At 39.7% G+C, this 18,556-nt stretch carries 19 protein-coding genes; all 19 read right to left on the bottom strand.

Going from position 1 to position 18,556, the window contains the following annotated elements; genetic code table 11:
* Positions 1-64: 64 nt before the first annotated feature.
* Positions 65-1,159 carry a helix-turn-helix domain-containing protein gene (locus NYE73_RS09025; protein WP_259950114.1) on the bottom strand — a complete coding sequence of 365 codons (1,095 nt, stop codon included), beginning with the start codon at positions 1,157-1,159 and terminating at the stop codon, positions 65-67.
* 268 nt (positions 1,160-1,427) lie between these two features.
* On the bottom strand, positions 1,428-2,375 hold the full coding sequence (mdh, locus tag NYE73_RS09020; protein ID WP_016991928.1) for a malate dehydrogenase: 948 nt from the start codon (positions 2,373-2,375) through the stop codon (positions 1,428-1,430).
* Entirely contained in the window at positions 2,375-2,743 is a 369-nt protein-coding gene (locus NYE73_RS09015) for a BMC domain-containing protein (RefSeq protein ID WP_115673404.1), read from the bottom strand. The genes mdh and NYE73_RS09015 overlap by 1 nt, the downstream gene beginning before the upstream one ends.
* Positions 2,736-3,020 carry a EutN/CcmL family microcompartment protein gene (locus tag NYE73_RS09010; RefSeq protein ID WP_004269324.1) on the bottom strand — a complete coding sequence of 95 codons (285 nt, stop codon included), beginning with the start codon at positions 3,018-3,020 and terminating at the stop codon, positions 2,736-2,738. The genes NYE73_RS09015 and NYE73_RS09010 overlap by 8 nt, the downstream gene beginning before the upstream one ends.
* A gap of 36 nt (positions 3,021-3,056) precedes the next feature.
* On the bottom strand, positions 3,057-3,926 hold the full coding sequence (locus NYE73_RS09005; RefSeq protein ID WP_009370493.1) for a phosphate propanoyltransferase: 870 nt from the start codon (positions 3,924-3,926) through the stop codon (positions 3,057-3,059).
* Positions 3,927-3,938: 12 nt separating this feature from the next.
* Complete coding sequence (locus NYE73_RS09000) at positions 3,939-4,529, bottom strand: phosphate propanoyltransferase (protein WP_259950108.1); 591 nt, start codon at positions 4,527-4,529, stop codon at positions 3,939-3,941.
* Between the two features lie 127 nt (positions 4,530-4,656).
* Entirely contained in the window at positions 4,657-4,935 is a 279-nt protein-coding gene (locus tag NYE73_RS08995; protein ID WP_004269321.1) for a BMC domain-containing protein, read from the bottom strand.
* A gap of 20 nt (positions 4,936-4,955) precedes the next feature.
* A complete protein-coding gene (locus tag NYE73_RS08990; protein ID WP_259950107.1) occupies positions 4,956-6,446 on the bottom strand; it encodes an aldehyde dehydrogenase family protein in 1,491 nt (496 codons plus the stop codon).
* 15 nt (positions 6,447-6,461) lie between these two features.
* Complete coding sequence (gene eutL / locus NYE73_RS08985; RefSeq protein ID WP_036077522.1) at positions 6,462-7,112, bottom strand: ethanolamine utilization microcompartment protein EutL; 651 nt, start codon at positions 7,110-7,112, stop codon at positions 6,462-6,464.
* An 11-nt stretch (positions 7,113-7,123) separates the two neighbouring features.
* Positions 7,124-8,134, bottom strand: a complete 1,011-nt coding sequence (eutC, locus tag NYE73_RS08980) for an ethanolamine ammonia-lyase subunit EutC (RefSeq protein WP_066037675.1) — start codon at positions 8,132-8,134, stop codon at positions 7,124-7,126.
* A 9-nt stretch (positions 8,135-8,143) separates the two neighbouring features.
* Entirely contained in the window at positions 8,144-9,514 is a 1,371-nt protein-coding gene (locus tag NYE73_RS08975; RefSeq protein ID WP_008176446.1) for an ethanolamine ammonia-lyase subunit EutB, read from the bottom strand.
* Between the two features lie 5 nt (positions 9,515-9,519).
* Positions 9,520-10,941, bottom strand: coding sequence for an ethanolamine ammonia-lyase reactivating factor EutA (locus NYE73_RS08970; RefSeq protein WP_259950102.1), 1,422 nt, complete (start codon positions 10,939-10,941; stop codon positions 9,520-9,522).
* A 17-nt stretch (positions 10,942-10,958) separates the two neighbouring features.
* Positions 10,959-11,459 carry a EutP/PduV family microcompartment system protein gene (locus NYE73_RS08965; protein WP_004269315.1) on the bottom strand — a complete coding sequence of 167 codons (501 nt, stop codon included), beginning with the start codon at positions 11,457-11,459 and terminating at the stop codon, positions 10,959-10,961.
* Positions 11,460-11,469: 10 nt separating this feature from the next.
* A complete protein-coding gene (gene eutS / locus NYE73_RS08960; protein WP_004269314.1) occupies positions 11,470-11,811 on the bottom strand; it encodes an ethanolamine utilization microcompartment protein EutS in 342 nt (113 codons plus the stop codon).
* Between the two features lie 26 nt (positions 11,812-11,837).
* Entirely contained in the window at positions 11,838-13,082 is a 1,245-nt protein-coding gene (eutH, locus tag NYE73_RS08955) for an ethanolamine utilization protein EutH (protein WP_054550774.1), read from the bottom strand.
* Between the two features lie 83 nt (positions 13,083-13,165).
* The gene (locus NYE73_RS08950) at positions 13,166-13,744 is read right to left on the bottom strand and encodes an ANTAR domain-containing response regulator (RefSeq protein ID WP_004269312.1); all 579 of its coding nucleotides are present in this window, start codon (positions 13,742-13,744) and stop codon (positions 13,166-13,168) included.
* A complete protein-coding gene (locus NYE73_RS08945; protein ID WP_016991941.1) occupies positions 13,737-15,143 on the bottom strand; it encodes a sensor histidine kinase in 1,407 nt (468 codons plus the stop codon). Before NYE73_RS08945 ends, NYE73_RS08950 begins: the two co-directional genes overlap by 8 nt.
* Positions 15,144-15,423: 280 nt before the next feature.
* Positions 15,424-17,331: an ATP-dependent DNA helicase gene (locus NYE73_RS08940; protein ID WP_048389992.1), complete on the bottom strand. Its 1,908-nt coding sequence runs from the start codon at positions 17,329-17,331 to the stop codon at positions 15,424-15,426.
* 85 nt (positions 17,332-17,416) lie between these two features.
* Positions 17,417-18,553, bottom strand: coding sequence for a THUMP domain-containing class I SAM-dependent RNA methyltransferase (locus tag NYE73_RS08935; RefSeq protein WP_259950096.1), 1,137 nt, complete (start codon positions 18,551-18,553; stop codon positions 17,417-17,419).
* Between the last annotated feature and the right edge of the window lie 3 nt (positions 18,554-18,556).

The following is an 18,556-nucleotide window of genomic DNA, read 5'->3' as shown; positions in this document are numbered from 1 at the left end:
CTTTTCACGTTATAAGTTTATCATATTTTCGAAAATTTTGTATATTGCGGACTTTCTAGGATAATTATTCAGAATATTCCTTTTTTAACTTCTCTATTATTTTGATGTATTGTCTATCCCCTAATCCATAGTGTGGAAATAGGGAAAATAATTGCTTTAACAGGTCATTTTGAGATAGATTGAGGTGTTTTTTTATATAAGTAGTGATCTCATTCTCTTCATTTAAATAGCTGAAAAATAATTGAATGCCCTGATACATGACAGGTATAAGCGTTGTCTTGGGTAGACGATGGTGCATCAAGACCTCGTGATAGACCCCCCCATACGGTCCAAGTTCTATCTCTGTTTCTTCCACATCATAGGTCATTTCCTTGACCATATAATAATAGACTTTGCCTTGATACCTTTGTTGCTCTAGGAAAGCAAGGACGGTCAATAAATTCATCTGACAAAACATATCATCTCCAAACCATAAAACAATACATTTATAGTCATTTGTTAACAATGGCTTCAACGGCTTCAATGTCACCTGCTCATATTGCTGTAAAGATACCTCATGCCCTATAGCACGTAGTTTATTAAATTCTTCACTGAAAATCGGACTAATCGTTGGATTCGTACACATCGCTTCATTGAAAGGAACGTAATCACTGTTGCCCATTAATTGTTGTTTTGCAAACTCCTCATACATCATTTGACCATTTAATACATTCAATAGCTCTTGATCGTATTGCGCATTCATCTTCTCTTGTAATGCTTCAATTTTTAATTTCTGAGAAATATCCATCATCAACCATCCTCCATCATCCTGTAATCTCAACTTTACAAAGGTTTGTAAAGGTTGAGGAGACTTTCTGTAATCATTCGGACTTATACCAAAATACCTTTTAAAAGCTCTAGAAAAGGATTCCTGCGATGAAAAGCCGTAGTGAAAGGCGATGTCGATTATTTTCTTTTGGGGATCTTTTAATGCAATAGTAGAAAGATAAATTTTACGTAGTGATCTATATTTTTTAATCGTCATCCCTGTCGTCTGATGGAATTTAAAAGAACAGTAATAAGGAGAATAACCTATATCCTTTCCTAATTGCTCTAATGAAAATCCTTCTAATAGATGAAGCTCAATCCAATCAATCATCTCCTGGACAATGTTGTTCATCCACATCCCTCCTAATTTCATTATAGTAGAGGCGATAATTTTTTTTATGATATAAGTTGTGAATAAAAAAACTGCAGCAAACTTTACAGAGTCTGCTACAGTTTCTGCTCCCATAACTAGAGGAGAGCTTTCTATATAATTGGGGATTTATACTAGCCTTCAAGTCATGTTCGGTTTCCAATCAAACATTTTTTGAGCTATCATGAAGTTTTATTGGAAAGAAAGTTGGGGATCCTTTCGATCCATTGAAAAATAGAGTCTGTTTACTCTATTCAATGTTTTGGCAAATAGCAATTACCTGTTTCACAGCCTCTGCAGAGTGCTGAAGGGCTGTTTGTTCTTCATTTGTAAGGTGCAATTCGATGACAGATTCGATGCCATTGCCACCTAAAATAGTTGGTACCCCTAAAAAGAGATCGTGGTACCCATATTCTCCTTCTAATAGGGCAATAGAAGGGATAATTTTTCGTTGATCTTTGATAATAATTTCAACCATTTGGGCACACGCTGCGGCTGGAGCATAGTAGGCACTACCATTACCTAGTAAGCCAACAATTTCACCGCCGCCTTTACGCGTACGCTCCACGATTTGCTGTAGTCGTTCCTGAGGAATTAGTTTCTCTAATGGAATGCCGCCTGCATAGGAATAACGGATTAATGGAACCATTTCATCGCCATGTCCTCCTAGGACGAAGCCTGATACATCCTCTGGTGCAATGTGAAGCTCCTGCGCCACAAACGTGTTGAAGCGAGCTGTATCTAACACACCAGATTGACCGATGATACGATTTTTGGCAAAGCCTGTTTCCTTATGACACACATACGTCATGGCATCAACAGGATTACTCAACACAACAACAATACTATTTGGAGCATAGTGTTTAATTTGTCTTGAAACCTGTTGAATAATTTTAGCATTTGTTGTGACTAAGTCATCACGACTCATCCCTGGTTTACGTGGAATACCTGCTGTAATGACAACAATATCCGCGCCTGCGATATCTTCATATTGACTCGTGCCTTTAATGGACACATTGAATTTTTCGATGGGGCCTGTTTGTAGCAAATCCAAAGCTTTCCCTTTTGTCGGGTTCTCGGCCTCTGGAATATCAACAAGCACTACATCGCCTAATTCTTTCTGTGCTAAAAATAAACTCAGTGTGGAACCGGTGTGGCCTGCTCCAATAACAGCGATTTTATTTTTGCGAAATGCCATTATGCCTCACCTCGATTATCTGTCGCCAATGTTGTTTCTGTTGTTTTTTTAGCACGCGTTGCTGCTGGTGCAGAGACAGCCTTTTTCTTTGTTGCCTCTGGTCCTTTAATCATTTTAAAGACATCTTCATCAGGTCTCGGAATGACGTGAGCGCCTAATAATTCACCAACACGCATAGCGGCTGCTTTTCCAGCCTCTACTGCAGCTTGTACAGAACCTACGTCACCCTTCACGACAATCGTCACGATGCCACCATCCACAAACTCTTGTTTGACGATTGTGACGTCTGACGCTTTAATCATCGCATCAGCAGCTTCATAAGAGCCTACTAATCCTTTTGTTTCGATCATTCCAATTGCGCTACTCATTGTCCTCACCTCTCATTACTTCCGTAGAATCAATAATACCAATGACAACTGCATCAATCGGTAACGGATTATCTTTCATAATATAGCGAGATGACCCACCACTTGTAATCAGGACATCATCACCAATACCCGCTCCGATACGATCAGCTGCAACCATTTCTGTGCGAATCGGCTGTTGATTGGAATCAATAGGTTGAATGATTAGTAGCTTTAAACCATTCAGTCCCTCTTCCTTGCGTGTTGCCCATACACTGCCTATCACTCTTCCCATTTGCATGAACTTCACCCTCTTTATGCGACACACATTGTCTAACTACTCTGAACGAATCGTTAATGTTTTATTTAACTCTCGCAGCTTATCATAAGCCAATGCTGTCACAATGGTTTTCTTTGGAACGACAATTTCTTGTGCATCGATATCGAGCACTTCTATTTGTGAAAGTAGCTTTTTGTCATAATGATAGACGGACGGTTGCTCTACTTTCTGTACGACTGGCGACTGCTCTTTCACAGTGATCATAGGTTCACTTACTTGATGATGCACGATTTCTGCAAGCGTTCCTTGCTGAATTAACCCTGCATTTGCTTCATCTGTATCAATATGCATTTCTAAGCGATAGCGCTCTGAAACACGGATAACCACATTCGATAAAATAATTGGGCGAATACCTTCTACCTTAATTTGGACAGATTGCCCATCTACGACTTGGAATCTCGCACTATCCGCTGGGGACATATGAATATGTGCCTGTGCAATAATGAGGCCTTCATTTAACACAACACTTCCCTTTGGACCAATCAATGTAACAGGACTGGAACCTTGAATATCACCAGATATTCTTAATGGTGGCTTCAGACCTAATTTCATAGCATCTGTCCAGCTTACTTCCACTTGCGATAAGGAACGAGCGGGACCAAGAATACGCACGCGTTCAATTGACCCTTTTGGACCTGCAATTACTACAGTTTCCTCCGCAGCAAATTGCCCTGGCTGTGAAAGCTCGAATTTCGGTGTGAGCTGATAATTTTCACCAAAGAGCTGTTCCACTTCTGCTTGTGCAAGATGGACATGGCGGGCAGATACACCAATCGGAATTTTACCGTCATGTGGAGGGGAAGATTGATTTTTTAAGACCTGTTGCAGAACTTCTTCCACAATTTTTTGCACTAAATTTTCTTGCATCTTGCCTCCTCCTTACGATGATACTTTTATTAATTTACCCTGTGCCTGCTGTTCGATAAAACCAGCATTTGCTTCATCCGTATCAATGTGCATTTCCAGACTAAAATCATTTGAAACACGTACAACGACACCTCGGAAAGTGACAGGTCGATCACTTACAACTTCTACTGAAACTATTTCATTATTGCGTACTTCCAATGCTTTGGCATCTTCCTCAGTCATATGAATATGCGCTTGCGCAATGATGACTCCCTGCTGGATCTCTATTTCTTTGTCTTGAGAAAGTATTTTAATGCCCGCAGAATTGTCTATATCACCTGATTGGCGTAAAGGTGGTGTCACTCCTAGCTTCATGGCATCAGTGCGGCTTACCTCTACTTGGGTTGCTGGTCTTACAGGTCCAAGGACACGGACATTATGAATAACGCCTTTAGGTCCCTCAATAGAGACGCGCTCTTTTGCAGCAAATTGCCCTGGCTGTGATAAGTCGAAATCTTTCGTTAGGGTTGCATTTGGACCAAAAAGTGCTTGTAAATCCGCTTCACTTAGATGGATATGACGAGCCGAAATGGCCACTGGAAAAGTTTTTGTTACTGTTGTCATGTTAGCCACCTCTTTATTTTGTTGATTATTTTATCAGGACAAGGTGAGAGCTGTTCTAGAGTTAGATCCAGCTCTCTTCTATAAATGGTAGTTATTTTTCCATCTATAGCGTTTGAAAGAACATGAATTATGCTTCTGCTTTTGGTAAAATCATTTCTAATTCGTGGTGTGGACGTGGAATTACATGGACAGATAATAGCTCTCCTACACGTTGTGCTGCTGCTGCCCCTGCATCTGTTGCTGCTTTTACTGCACCTACATCACCACGTACAAGAACTGTTACGATCCCGCCACCTACATGTACTTTGCCTACTAAATTAACGCTTGCTGCCTTTACCATTGCGTCTGCTGCTTCAATTGCTCCTACTAAACCTTTTGTTTCTACCATTCCTAATGCTGTACTCATTTGTCATTCCTCCAAATAATTTATTTATTTTGTAATGTGATTTGTTTTAATACTTGATCGACAATTTGTTGAACCATTGTTGTATCTAGAGCAGGCTCTTGTGAAACTACCGATTCAACAACGGACTGTACTTCGAATTCTGGTTTTGGCACTTCGACATCTTTAATGCCATACGCCATACGTTTGATATTTAATAAATGTCTTGCTGTAATGTTGTCTGACGTAATATTGCCGCCAAATGTCCCACAGCCTAATGTAAAGGATGGTGCTAAGCCCGTTGTGCCACCTACTGCACCAATTGAGGATAATGTATTAACCACAATTCGTGATACTGGCAATTCGACAGAAAATTGCTCTGCTAATGCTGCATTTTCAGTGTGAATTGAGCATGTATGTCCGCGTCCTCCAATATTGAGCAGGTCAATCATCACCTGCTTGGCTTCTGTACTGTTTTCAACAACATAAAGCGCAAAGATTGGTGATAGTTTTTCAAGAGAAAACGGAATATTTTTACCAATCATTGTTTCGAAGCCCACAAGAACTTTTGTATCGTCTGGTACCGTTATACCGACAGAATCTGCTAGGCAAGTAGCTGATTTACCGACAATCTGGGGATTTACTTTCCCAGGAACTGGTGAGATCAATTTTTCCATTTTAGCTTTTTCTTCGGCATTTAATAGATAGGCACCATTTTTCTTTAATTCTGTTTGCACTTGCTCTGCAATCACCTTATCCACAATAATGGCTTGTTCTGTTGCACAGATTGTGCCATTATCAAACGATTTACTTTGCACCAATTGACGTACAGATTTTTGAATATTAGCCGATTTTTCAATATAAGCTGGTACATTTCCTGGTCCAACCCCATAGGCAGGTTTGCCAGAGCTATAGGCCGCCTTGACCAATGCACCACCACCCGTAGCTAAAATTAAATGGATGTTTGGGTGCTTCATTAGCTGCTGTGTTGCCTCCATGGAGGACATTGTTAAACATTGTAGTAATCCTTCTGGCGCACCTGCTTTTTCAGCAGCTACTCGACAAATATCTAAGGCCTCTTTTGTACATTTCACTGCATATGGGTGTGGACTAAGCACTAAACCATTTCTCGTTTTTAAAGAAATAAGTGTCTTAAAGATCGCTGTAGAGGTTGGATTTGTTGTTGGTACGATACCAGCAATAACACCGAAAGGACTTGCAATTTCGGCTACTTTTTTCATCCGATCATAGCCCACAATACCAACTGTTTGTAATTCTTTAATATCTTCATAGACATCTCGTGAAGCTACTTCATTTTTCATCTTTTTATGGTTAGGAATACCCATTCCTGTTTCTTGCACAGCCATTTTTGCTAAACGGTCTGCTTCCTTAAAGGCAGCATCCGCGACAGCCTTTACAATGTTGTCTACTTGTTGCTGAGAAAATTGCATATAGGCAGCCTGTGCTGTATTAGCATGTTTAACGGCATCTCTCATTTCCTGAATCGCTAATAAGTCTTTGTCTAATGTGGCCATAAAGCCGCCTCCCTTCTAGATCACTGGGTTTCTAGCTATATTTTCAATAGCTTCTCTGAATGCATGTGCCGCAGCCTCGCATGAAGATTGACTGCCAGTTAATAAGCCGCCCCCAAAATTGGTTTCAGATGGAGGACCAAAGAAAACCTTTAGCTCAACATCTGCAGCCTTTAATGCTGCATCTAATCCAACAACTGCCTCAAGCGGCGGTGCGATTAAATAAGCAAGTGGGGTGCCAACCTTTACATCTGCAAGCTCAGCAAGATACGTCCCACAGCTTGCCACGGTATGGGCAAACAAGGCATGATTGTCATTATTATTAATGGCTTCAAAATACGTATCAAATTCAATTTTTTGTTGAATGGCATCAAGACCACTACGAATTTCATCAGGTGAGCTTCCAGCAATAATGCCAATCACTTCACCTGACAATGGACCAGACGCATGTGCCGCTCCAGCATAAAAGCTTTTTGCATAAACAACATCGACATCTGCCTTTTTCGTCGCCTCATCTAAGGCAACATAGCCAACATCGTCGATTGTCAGTGTGACAAGCCCAATGCTATGATGATGTGGCTTTAAATCTAACTGCTCTGCTAGTTCACTGTTGACTCTTGGAATGGTTTGCATCGCCAAGATTTGCGCCATAATTTTTTGAGGATACATATTTCAGCCTCCTAACCTTCTTTTGCGACAAGCTCTACGCCACTTGCCTGATAACGCAGGATTTTTTCTACGACTGTGCCAAGATAAGCTCCCGCTTCTAATGGTGGGATACCACCCTTATGGATATTTGAAATTACCATACGTTCCGCTTCCACTGTCCCAATTCTTGGCTTGTAGCATAAATATGCACTCATCGATTCTGCTGATACGAGCCCTGGACGCTCACCAATTAGATAAACAATAACCTCTGCCTGTAGCAGCTCACCAATCTCATCCATTAAAGCAACACGCCCTTTATCGATATAGAACGTAGTACCAATGTCAATATTTAAATTGCTAAGACTTTGCTGAAGGGCTAAGTAAACATCTTGAACATTCTCCTCAATCGCACTTGCACTCAAGCCATTCGAGATAATAATCTGTACCTTTGGCTGTGGTTTACATTTTTGCTGAATCAATGCCTTTGATTCTTCTGATAAACGACGCCCTAAGTCAGGTCTTGTAATGTATTCCTCTTTATCTGTGACTTTCGTTGTGACCTGAAAGACATCAAGCTTTTGTAAAAGATCTTCTGTCACTTCGCCATATACAGCATCTACCGCAGCAGCATGATCAAGTCGGAATTTCAACCAGGTTTTCGTTTTCGGTCTTGTCCCTGCTCTTCCTACACCAATACGAGCAGGTGTATGTTTCTTAGCAGCCTGCACACTTTCACTTAACGAGCCCGCCTCAAACTGAAAGGGCTTGATCGGCACAGCGTCATTTACTGGTTGTTCGAAAGTAGCAGAAGTAACCGTCGTTACTTGCTGTGGAGCTCCATGCTGATACAGCTGAATTAATGGCTCCTGTGATGTTGCTATAGCTTCTGTTGTTCCTGAAAAACGATTTTCTACTGTATCATAAAATTTAATAAGTGGTTGTTCTGTTGGAGTAGCTGCTATTTCAGGTGTTTGGCTACCTGTACTTTTCTCCATCTTCTCCATGACAAGCTGTGTAATCATAGAAACTAATTGATCATTCACTTGACTCACCTACCTTTCAAAAATGGATAAATCGCCAGCTCTTGCTGACAGTCGACCATTTTCATAAATGCCCATTTTCTCTAACCATGCTAAATACTCTGGTGCTGGTTTTTTACCAAATGTTTGGAGTAATGTAGCCACATCATGGAAGCTCATCGATTGATAGTTGAGCATCACGTCATCGCCCATTGGCGCAGCAATAATAAAGTTAACACCAGCAGCTGTCAGCAATACACTTAAATCTTCCACATCATTTTGGTCTGCCTTAATATGGTTGGTATAGCAAATATCTACCCCCATAGGAATACCATGCATTTTGCCCATGAAATGATCTTCGAGACCTGCTCGAATTACTTGTTTATTGTTGTATAAATACTCTGGGCCAATAAAGCCAACTACAGTGTTCACAATATAAGGATTAAAATGTCTAGCAAATCCATAATTGCGCGATTCCAGTGTTACTTGGTCAATGCCCATATGTGCCTCTGCCGATAGCTCTGAGCCTTGACCTGTTTCAAAGTAGAATAAATTTGGACCAGTACCTGTTCCTTGTTTTTTAATGAGCTCCTCTGCTTCTCTTATTAAATCAGCAGAAATACCGAACGAACGGTTAGCAATTTCTGTGCCTGCGATACTTTGGAAAATCATATCTGCTGGGGCGCCTTGTTTAATTGCCTTCATCTGTGTTGTAATATGAGCTAATACACAGTTTTGCGTAGGAATGGACCAATCATTGATGAATTCCTTTGTAGCTGTAAGCACTTTTTTGACACTTTCAACTGAATCATCTACAGGATTAATGCCGATAACAGCATCCCCAATACCATAGGACAGTCCTTCTTTTAGAGAGGCGATGATGCCATCAATATTATCTGTCGGATGATTTGGCTGTAGACGAGATGACAGCGTCCCTTTTTGACCAATCGTAATATTACACGTTGAAAGTATTTCAACTTTATTGGCTGCATGTACAAGATCTAAATTGGACATTAGTTTTGTAACAGCGGCAATAATCTCGGAATTCATCCCTTTACTTAAACGCTTTAATTCACGATCACCCGTGTCATTTGATAAAATGTATTCACGCAGCTGCTCGATGCTCCAGTTTTTGATTTCTCCATATATTTGCTCATTAATATCGCCCTCAATAATGCGTGAAACCTCATCATTTTCTTGTGGCACTAATGGGTTTTCGCGGATATCTTTAACTAAAAGCTCACTTAATACTGCCTTTGCTGCGATCCGTTGTTGAACCGTCTCAGCGGCAATACCTGCTAGCTGATCGCCTGATTTTTCTTCATTGGCCTTAGCCATAACATCTTTTAATGATTTAAAATTATATTTTTCTCCACCAAATATCACCGATAAGTTCACATTCATCCTCCTTACTTTGAATGGAAGGCAAGGGTCTTCACCACAACAGGAACGACGCCAGATGGCAGAACCTCTCCAATGTCGATGTAATCGCCCGTTTCCACTTTAATTTGATCAATGCAAATAATTGGTACTGTCACATTTATGGCTTGTATGGTCTGTCCAATAATCTTTGCATAATCTGATTGAATGACTATGATAATTGGTATGTCCTTAGAGCATCTTGTCGCCAAATGTAGCAAAATGGCCTGACACAATGCATGTACATCCTGAAAGCTTAAATATGGCAATTCACTAAAATAGAGGGCAAATGGCGAACGATTGTCCTGTATAGAAAATAAATCATTTGCTCTCTCTACTGCTGTCTTCACCGTCGAGTTAAAATCTGTTGAAGAATCTATATGACAATTGAAGACAGGTACATTTTTTAGTGGTAATACTTGGGCATCCACCTGAATGGTTGCCCCACTGATTTCAGTGGTTTGTGTACCAGCACCAGTCACTGTTGCACGTGCTGTTTCCTCTGGTCGTAACCATAAAAATGATTGTAGCTGTTCATGCTGAAGTAGCATTTTCGCTAATTTTTCACCAATATCATCATATTGACGCTGGGTACATTCATTTTCATAAATACAAGAGGCCACACCACCCGTAAAAACGATGGCATCCACAGGTTTATGCCAGTTTGGTAAATGCCCTAGTAATAATGGATGCTTTTCATCTCTGCATTGCCCATGAAGAATCATGGCAAGTGTTTGCACCATTTCTTCAATACAATGTGTCACTCGAATATCTTCGGCCGCATCACCGACCGCTAACGGATTAGTCCATCGTTCCATCAATCGCATGAGTGGCGGAGAAATTGATTGAATCTTGCCATCCTTAAACTCAATCAATCTACCACCAACATGTAAGGTACATGTACCAATGACCTCTCCAAATTGCATAACAGCAATATTCGCTGTCCCTCCACCAATATCGATATTGGCGATGACTTTGGATGAATTCTTTGATTGCTGTAAAGTACCTGCCCCTTTGGCAGCAATGATGCCCTCTAAATCAGGACCTGCGGTAGCAACTAAAAAATGACCTGCGCCATCTGCAATGGTATGGACAACCTCACTTGCATTTTCCTTCGTGGCTGATTCACCAGTAATGATGATGGCCCCAGTTGCAATATCAGATGGAGCAATTTGTGCCAATTGATACTGTTGAGAAATAAATTCCTCTATCTTTTTCATATCAATGATGTCTTTATTGATAAAAGGGGTTCTAATAATTGGACTTTGATGCAACACCGTTTTCTCAATAATTTCAATCCTTGGCACATGTGTTACGCCAGCCACATTCTTTAACAGAAAACTACTGACAACCATTTTTGTGGTACTTGTCCCAATATCAATGCCTGCACTAAATATTTTTTCAGTTTTCACCCTACACCTCCCTCTCGCTACTGTGAGCAATACATGAGATACGGACTATCGCTTTCCTTAACAAATTGTCGAATTTCTTCATTTGTCTTGAGTTGAATCAATGGTTCAATCAATTCAATGCCAAGCTTTTGCCATGAAGAGGTTTTCACGATAGGGCCCTGCGTCATAACATTTTTTAATAAGGCGGTAGCCCTTTCTACATCTGCATCAGGGGCATCAATCTTGGTAATAACCCCTATTTGTATTTTGGGAATCCCTAAGCTGAATTGCGGAGGGAATACACTCCTTGCTGATGTGGCATCCTGCAAGTAAATCACATGGGTTACTTCCAAAGATGTTGCCATAATATTTCTGTAATACATTGGATTTTCAACATATTCACCTGGTGTATCAACAATCCAGTCATCATAAACGAGTGCTTGTGTTTTGTTGGCACTGCTTTCTTTGCCCAACAATGTATTCATCAATGTTGACTTTCCTGCTTGCACACCGCCTATTATCATTACTCGATTTTTCATATGACACATCCTATGATTTTGTTATTTTTGATGGTGTATAACCTAATACCTCGGATAAAAAACGATTGATTTCTAACATCGCCATTTCTACCTCTGACACACTACCAACAATAACGAGACTACCTGTAAAACGATCTAAAAATCCTAGTTTGACATTGGCAGCCTTTGTTGCTAAGTCTCCTGCAATAATTACCGTTTCACTTGGCGTACAAGTCATAATGCCAAGGGCACCTGCTTCTTGGATACCTAGCTTTTGAAACATTTCTGGATCAGGATTGGCAATAAGGTGACTCAATGTTAGCTGTTTACCCGGCACAAACTCCTGAATAAATCGTTTTTTCTCTTCACTCACACGTCATCACCTCACTTTTTAATCAATTAAGATTGTTGATCTGTTAAATACTCGCCTTCTTTGATAATGCCAGCCTTACGATCTTCAATTTCCAACCTTAATGCAGTTGGTACTGAAAGCTTATAGGCTAAAATAATCGCAATAACACCCGCTAAAAACTTCCCTGCAATAACAGGTAAAATAATGGTTGGCTGGAAGTTCGCCGTGAATGATAAGTGATCACCTAATAAAAAGGCGGAACATACACCAAATGCAATGTTAATTACTTTGTCTTTTGGTGGCATATGGCGAATTAGTGTAAACATCGCTAAAATGTTCGCAATCGTTGCTAAAATCCCAGCACTTCCTACAGAGGATAAGCCTAATTTTTTACCAGCTGCTTCAAGTGGCTTGGAAGCATACTTTCGAATTAGATACACCATTGGGAAGGCACCCGCTAGCATAATCCCGATATAACCGGCTGTTTCTAATGCTCGGAACTGATCGATTTCATCAGCCATGATTGGATCGAAGCCCCACGCGCCAAAAATCTTTGTAAAAATACCTGTAAAAATCTCAACAATAGAGAACACTAACACCAATTTAATTCCCGCATCCATTACACGACCGAATACCATGAAGCCAGTAATCATGCCGTTTGGAATAAGCTTTAAGCCTAGTGCGATTAAGATAACGAAAATGAATAAAGGTAGTAAGTTAATTAATATTTGTAAAACAGAAATGGCAAATACATATGTAGGAGCCTCTGTTGTACTAATGACTTCACGTACTTCTGTGTTGAATAGCACAATCATGATCGAAGAAATAAATGCACCAATCGGAATTGTTAAAACGCCAGCCATAATTCCTAGCGCCATGTATTTATGATCACGCTTATCCAACATCGCAAGGCCCATTGGAATTGAGAATACGATAGTAGCACCTGACATAAAACCAACAACAAGAGCCATTACCCATCCCTCATAAGACTCCTTTAACGCATTGGCTAATTGGTAACCACCCATGTCCGAGGCTAAAATCGTCGTCGCTGCAATCGCAGGATCTGCGCCAATTAACTCAAAAATCGGACTAATAAAATGACTAATAAACCATGTTAAGTAAGGTATAGCTGCCATGATCCCTGCTGCTGGGACAAAAATATGACCAACCGTATGGATCCCATTCATAAATTCTTTCCCAATTCCATACTCAGCATCTCGGATAGCTCCGATTGCCCCTAAAACAGCACAAATCATAATAATATAAACGATAACCGTTCCTATCATTGCCATCTTACTCATCACCCCTTTTTTATTTATAAATTTATATAAAAAAAGGCACTTTAAAGAAGAAATCTCTTTAAAGCGCCTTTGCTTCAACTATTGACTTGTAAGTTGTTAATAATTTGCTGTGCAATATGCACCATTTCCTGTTGTGTTTGCATGCTTTCATTGCGAATCTTACGGTAAGCCTCGTCCTCGCTTATATTTTCAGCCTGCATCAGCAAGCCCTTCGCTCGTTCAATGACTTTTCGCTTATCTAATTGTGTTTGCTTATGTAAGATCTCCCCATTGAGACGGTTGAATTTATCAATTTGATGAAAAGCAACCTCAAGCACAGGCAACACATTTTTTTCAGAAAACGGTTTCATTACATATCCTAATATATTATCCTGCTTCATGTATAGCAACAATTCTTTTTCACTATAGGCCGAGATGAAAAGAACGGGTATACCAAGCTGTTGTTCAATAATTTTACTTGCCTTTAAACCGTCAAGTTTAGGCATTTTAATGTCCATTAAGATTAACTGAGGTTTGTGTAAAAAGGCTAATTCAATGGCTGTTTCCCCATTGTTCGCTTGTGCTACAACTTCGTAGCCGTTATCTTCTAACATAAACTTCAAATCAATCGCAATCAGTGATTCATCTTCGACAATCATAACTTTCCTAGTCATTTACGATAAATACCTCCTCACTTACAGGGAACTGAATTTGAGTATGTGTACCTTCATTACTAGGGATAATTGAAAATGAGCCAGCTAAATCATATTCTACAAGCCTTGTGATAATCTCCATACCAAAAGATGCCTTCACCTCTTGCATTCCAACGCCGTTGTCAGAAATATGAAGCGAAATTGTAGAATCTTCCTGAATGAATTGAATATCGATAACTCCTTCATCACGTCCGATAAACGCATACTTTAATGCATTTTGCAGTAGCTCACAAATAATGAGTGCTAAAGAGACTGCCTTTTTTGAATGACAGAACAGCTGCAAATTTTCATGATGAAAGGCTAGTTGAATAGTTGCTGTATTAGACGTACCAATCATTTTATGACCAATTTTTTTAGCTAATGCGATAACGTCTACTCTTTCTTCAGCGTTATCTTCATTTTCTAAAATCAGCTCATACACCGATGAAATACTATAGATTCGATTTAATGCCTCTTGAAACGCACTTGCATTTGAAGCAGACAGATCATTTCGCATTTGTAAACGTAATAGACTTGTCACTGTCTGAAGATTGTTTTTCACGCGGTGGTGAATTTCTCGTATCGCAAATGTTTTCATCATTAGCTCATTTTCTTTCAGCTTAAGCTCTGTTAGATCATGAATAATGAGTAGCGTGACTTTCTCGTTATGACTGCGAATAGGAATCTTCTTCACAATAAAGGACTTACGATCAATCGTAATTTCTAGGAAAAAGACATCGTCGCCTTTATCATAGACCTCCTGTAAAAAAGGTAAGATTTTATCCAACGCTATATTGTCAAAATTTTCTAATCCAGATAGCTCCGAAATAAAATGATAGCCTGCTGGATTACTATAAATCACTTTATTTTCGTGATTTGTGAGAATAATCGACTCTACGAGTAAATCAGAAACAACTGGAATTGGTTGAGAATTAGGTTCGACAATATGCTCAATTAATGCAAACGGCATATTTTGAAAATCATCCTTCGGTGTCGTTTGCATCTTCACCATTTTTTCCTGAATCAACACAGCAATTACTTGCTGCTGCTCATTAAAAATGGGAATGACATTTTGCTCCACCGTTATGCCTTCCTGCGTAATTGCTCTGGAAATGGATGATTTTTCTTTATGTTTAAACGCAGCAAATACGGCTGGTTCAAAACTTTCAAATACGAATTTTCCGATAACTGATTTTTCGTATAAACCAATCTCTTTCTTCGGGAATGCCTCTGCCACAACAATTGCATGCGGTAAATTCTCCAACAGGCAATCTATGAACATGTAACAATCAGTCAACTCAGCATAATACGTTAGCGTAGCCTCTATTTCTATTAACTTGTCAATATCCGTTGCCGATAGATTTGTATATTTTCTACACAATGATTGAATGTTCGACAGGTTTAAGCCCCCTATCAAGGAATAGTCAGCAAGCAATTTGACTATTCTTAAAAATCTTTGTCATTATTATAAACCTTTTGTGAAATTATTTTCAATATAAAAAATATATTCTTTCACAAGATTTCGTTGCATTACAAAGAACTATATAGCTTAAAAGAGAAATATTCAACAGTTTTTTAAAGATCCATAATTTAACTACACACATAATGTTATTTCGATATAACAAAAAACGAGCTTACCGTTTGGGTAAACTCGCTTCTTTCTATTTTATTTCTGGTACAACTGCTACTATATTTTCAAAGGCTGCGCGCTGCTTTTGTTCATCTTCATTTAATAAAATGTGAATATCACCATGGTCATTCGATGTACGAATTAAGCGCCCCATCCCTTGCTGCAAGCGTAATTGCATGAAAGGTAATTCCACTTCCTCAAATGGGTTTTCGGCAAATGTACGTTTCGCATCAAATAATGGGTCCTGTGGAGGAAATGGTAAATCATAAATAATCACACGTGTTAATGCTTCCTCAGGCAAATCTAACCCCTCCCATAAATGATATGAACATAATGTTTTAACTGTTCCTTGCTGGAAGTCTCGAACAATGGCTGATAGCTCTCGATCTCCCTCAAATGCTACATACATACGTTCCATTAGTGGTAATTCTGCCTTGAAGTTTAGCATGGCTTGCTTCGATTTAAACAAAATCAACGTTTGCTCGCCATCACGCAGCAACTGCTGAACACGCGCTGTTTTGTCTCGTTGTGTAAGCTCATGTAAATAGATTTTCATAACCTCTTCATAGTCGAATGGGGATGGTACAGAAAATGATTGGTAATCTCGAATTCCTAAACTATAGGCAATATAAGAAAAGTCTTTATTGACCGATAGAGTGGCAGAAGAAAAGACGATTGGAAGCTTTTTAGAGAATAATTTTTCTGCTAAAACTTCTGTGATTAAACGAGGCATAATGACGAGCGTTTCTTCACCATCTGTTTCCTCTAACCAATCTACTGCATCTCCCTGTGCGATGAAAATACGCAACGAAGCCTCATATTGTTCTAAATATTCTTCCGCCATATTTAGCTCATATTCAGGAATCATGTACATTTCTGATTCAAAAACGAATTCTTCCATCAATGTTTCTACATCATCTATTAATTGCTTCCCATAAGCAAGCAATGTTTTTGATTTGTTTATGCGTTTGCGATCTTCATTAGAAGCGACGATATCATCACGAAGCTGATCAAAAAATAGTTCATGATCATCCTGTAATTTCTCCATTGCATACAGTGTGCGCTCGCGTACACCATCTACCATCAAGCGCTCCAGTAATTGCACGATAGTCGTCGCCTGTACTTTATAGGTCATCGCTTTTTGCGCAGCATACTCCAATAAATGTCCTTCATCCAGCACCATCATTGATACCTCAGGCAGTAATGCTAACTGACCTTCACGCTCACGAGATTCCTTTGTAGCTAAATGCTCCATTAGAAAATCTTGTGAACAAATAACAAGATCGGTTGATTTTCGATAATGAGAGCGATGCAATGTTTGCCCACAGCGATTACGAAGGTCACAAACCGAACATTGCATAATCGAATTGTAATTAACCTTTTGCCAATCCTCATCACTGACTGTTGGATAATCACTGCGTTCCCCATATGGATGAACAGCAATCATCGAACCTTGTGCATAAACACCATCAGGGATAGAAAAGGAAATATCATCAATCCATTCATCCGACTCCACTTTCTCTGCTTCCTCAAAGCGTTTTAAGCATAAATACTGATCTCTCGATTTTGCTAGTCGAACATCAATATCAAGTCCTAACGTTTTTTGGAGTTTATAAATATCGCCCCCCTCTTTTACAAGTTGGTCGATTAATGTTTCATCTGCACAAGCAATCAACGCAGGTTTCCCTGTGTAACGTGCGTAGGAAATAGCTGGAAGCAAATAAGCGATCGTTTTGCCAGTTCCCACTCCTGCCTCTGCAAAGAGAACATTTTTTTCTTTTAGTGCTTGTTCTATTTGATAAGCCATAAAGATTTGCTCATCACGGCATTCAAAGCCCTTTTCTGGTAATTCATCATAAAGAACATCGCCCATCCAGTCACCTAATGAATCGAAAAATGAACGGTCCTTTGATAATGCAAATGGTAAAGATTTACGCAATTAATGTTCCCCCTCTAACTATCTGGTGCTATTATACGCGACGAAACGGAAGATAAGAAAAAATCTTATCTTCCGTTACTATTCGTTAATCTCTTTTAGACTTTTGACCCCAGAACTGATAATAATTTGTTTCAATAAAACCATTAAATAATTTACGTTTTTTCGTCGCTTGGCGTCCATATAATTCTTCAAAATTCTTCATGGAGGATAGCATATATACAGACCAAGTTGGATAGTTTATCATGACCTTCCCAACATCGCGAATCACCTGTTCCACGACTTCCACATCACCAATACGCTCTCCGTACGGCGGGTTCCCAATCATGACACCATCCGTTAACTGTGTTGTAAAATCACGTGCTTGCATTTGCTTAAACGTGATTAACTCTCCAAAGCCTGCTTCCATTGCGTTTTCTTGCGCAATGCTGACCATACGGTGATCAATATCGGAACCAATAATTTCTAAAGGCTGATCATAGTTCGCTAAACTATCTGCTTCATCACGAACCGTATCCCAGATTGCAGCTTTCATCCATGGCCATTCCTCAGAAATAAATTCTCGGTTATAGCCTGGAGCTATATTTTGTCCAAACATCGCCGCTTCCAATGCAATAGTACCAGAGCCACAGAATGGGTCAACAAACGGGCGATTTGGATTCCATTTTGAAATTTGTACAAGTGCAGCTGCTAATGTTTCTTTTAATGGTGCCTCACCTTGAGCCTGACGATAGCCACGCTTATGTAGGCCAGCACCAGATGTATCAATCGTTAGTGTCGCCACATCTTTCAAAATTGAAACCTCAATTTTGTAAGTCGCTCCAGATTCATCTAAAAAGCCAAGTCGCTTATAATGCTGTTTCATTCGCTCAACGATTGCTTTTTTGGTAATGGCTTGACAATCAGGTACACTAAATAATTTCGATTTTACGGACTTTCCTGAAACAGGAAAAGCAGCGTCCACTGGTAAATACTTCTCCCAAGGGAGTGCCTTTACACTTTCAAATAATTGTTCGAACGATTTTGCTGGGAATTGCCCAACAACAATCTTTACACGATCCGCTACACGTAGCCATAGATTGGTACGTGCAATCGCCGTTTCATCGCCTTCAAAATATACTTTGCCATTGTCAACGGTTGTTTCATAGCCAAGTGCTTTTACTTCTTGTGCCACAATAGCTTCTAAGCCCATTGCTGACGTAGCTACTAATTGATAGTTTGCCATAGA

Origin of the sequence: Lysinibacillus sp. FSL K6-0102, from assembly GCF_038003545.1 — a bacterium.
Lineage (GTDB): Bacteria > Bacillota > Bacilli > Bacillales_A > Planococcaceae > Lysinibacillus > Lysinibacillus capsici.
The sequence above is the reverse complement of the archived record's forward strand: the minus strand, read 5'-3'. Positions and strand labels throughout refer to the sequence as shown.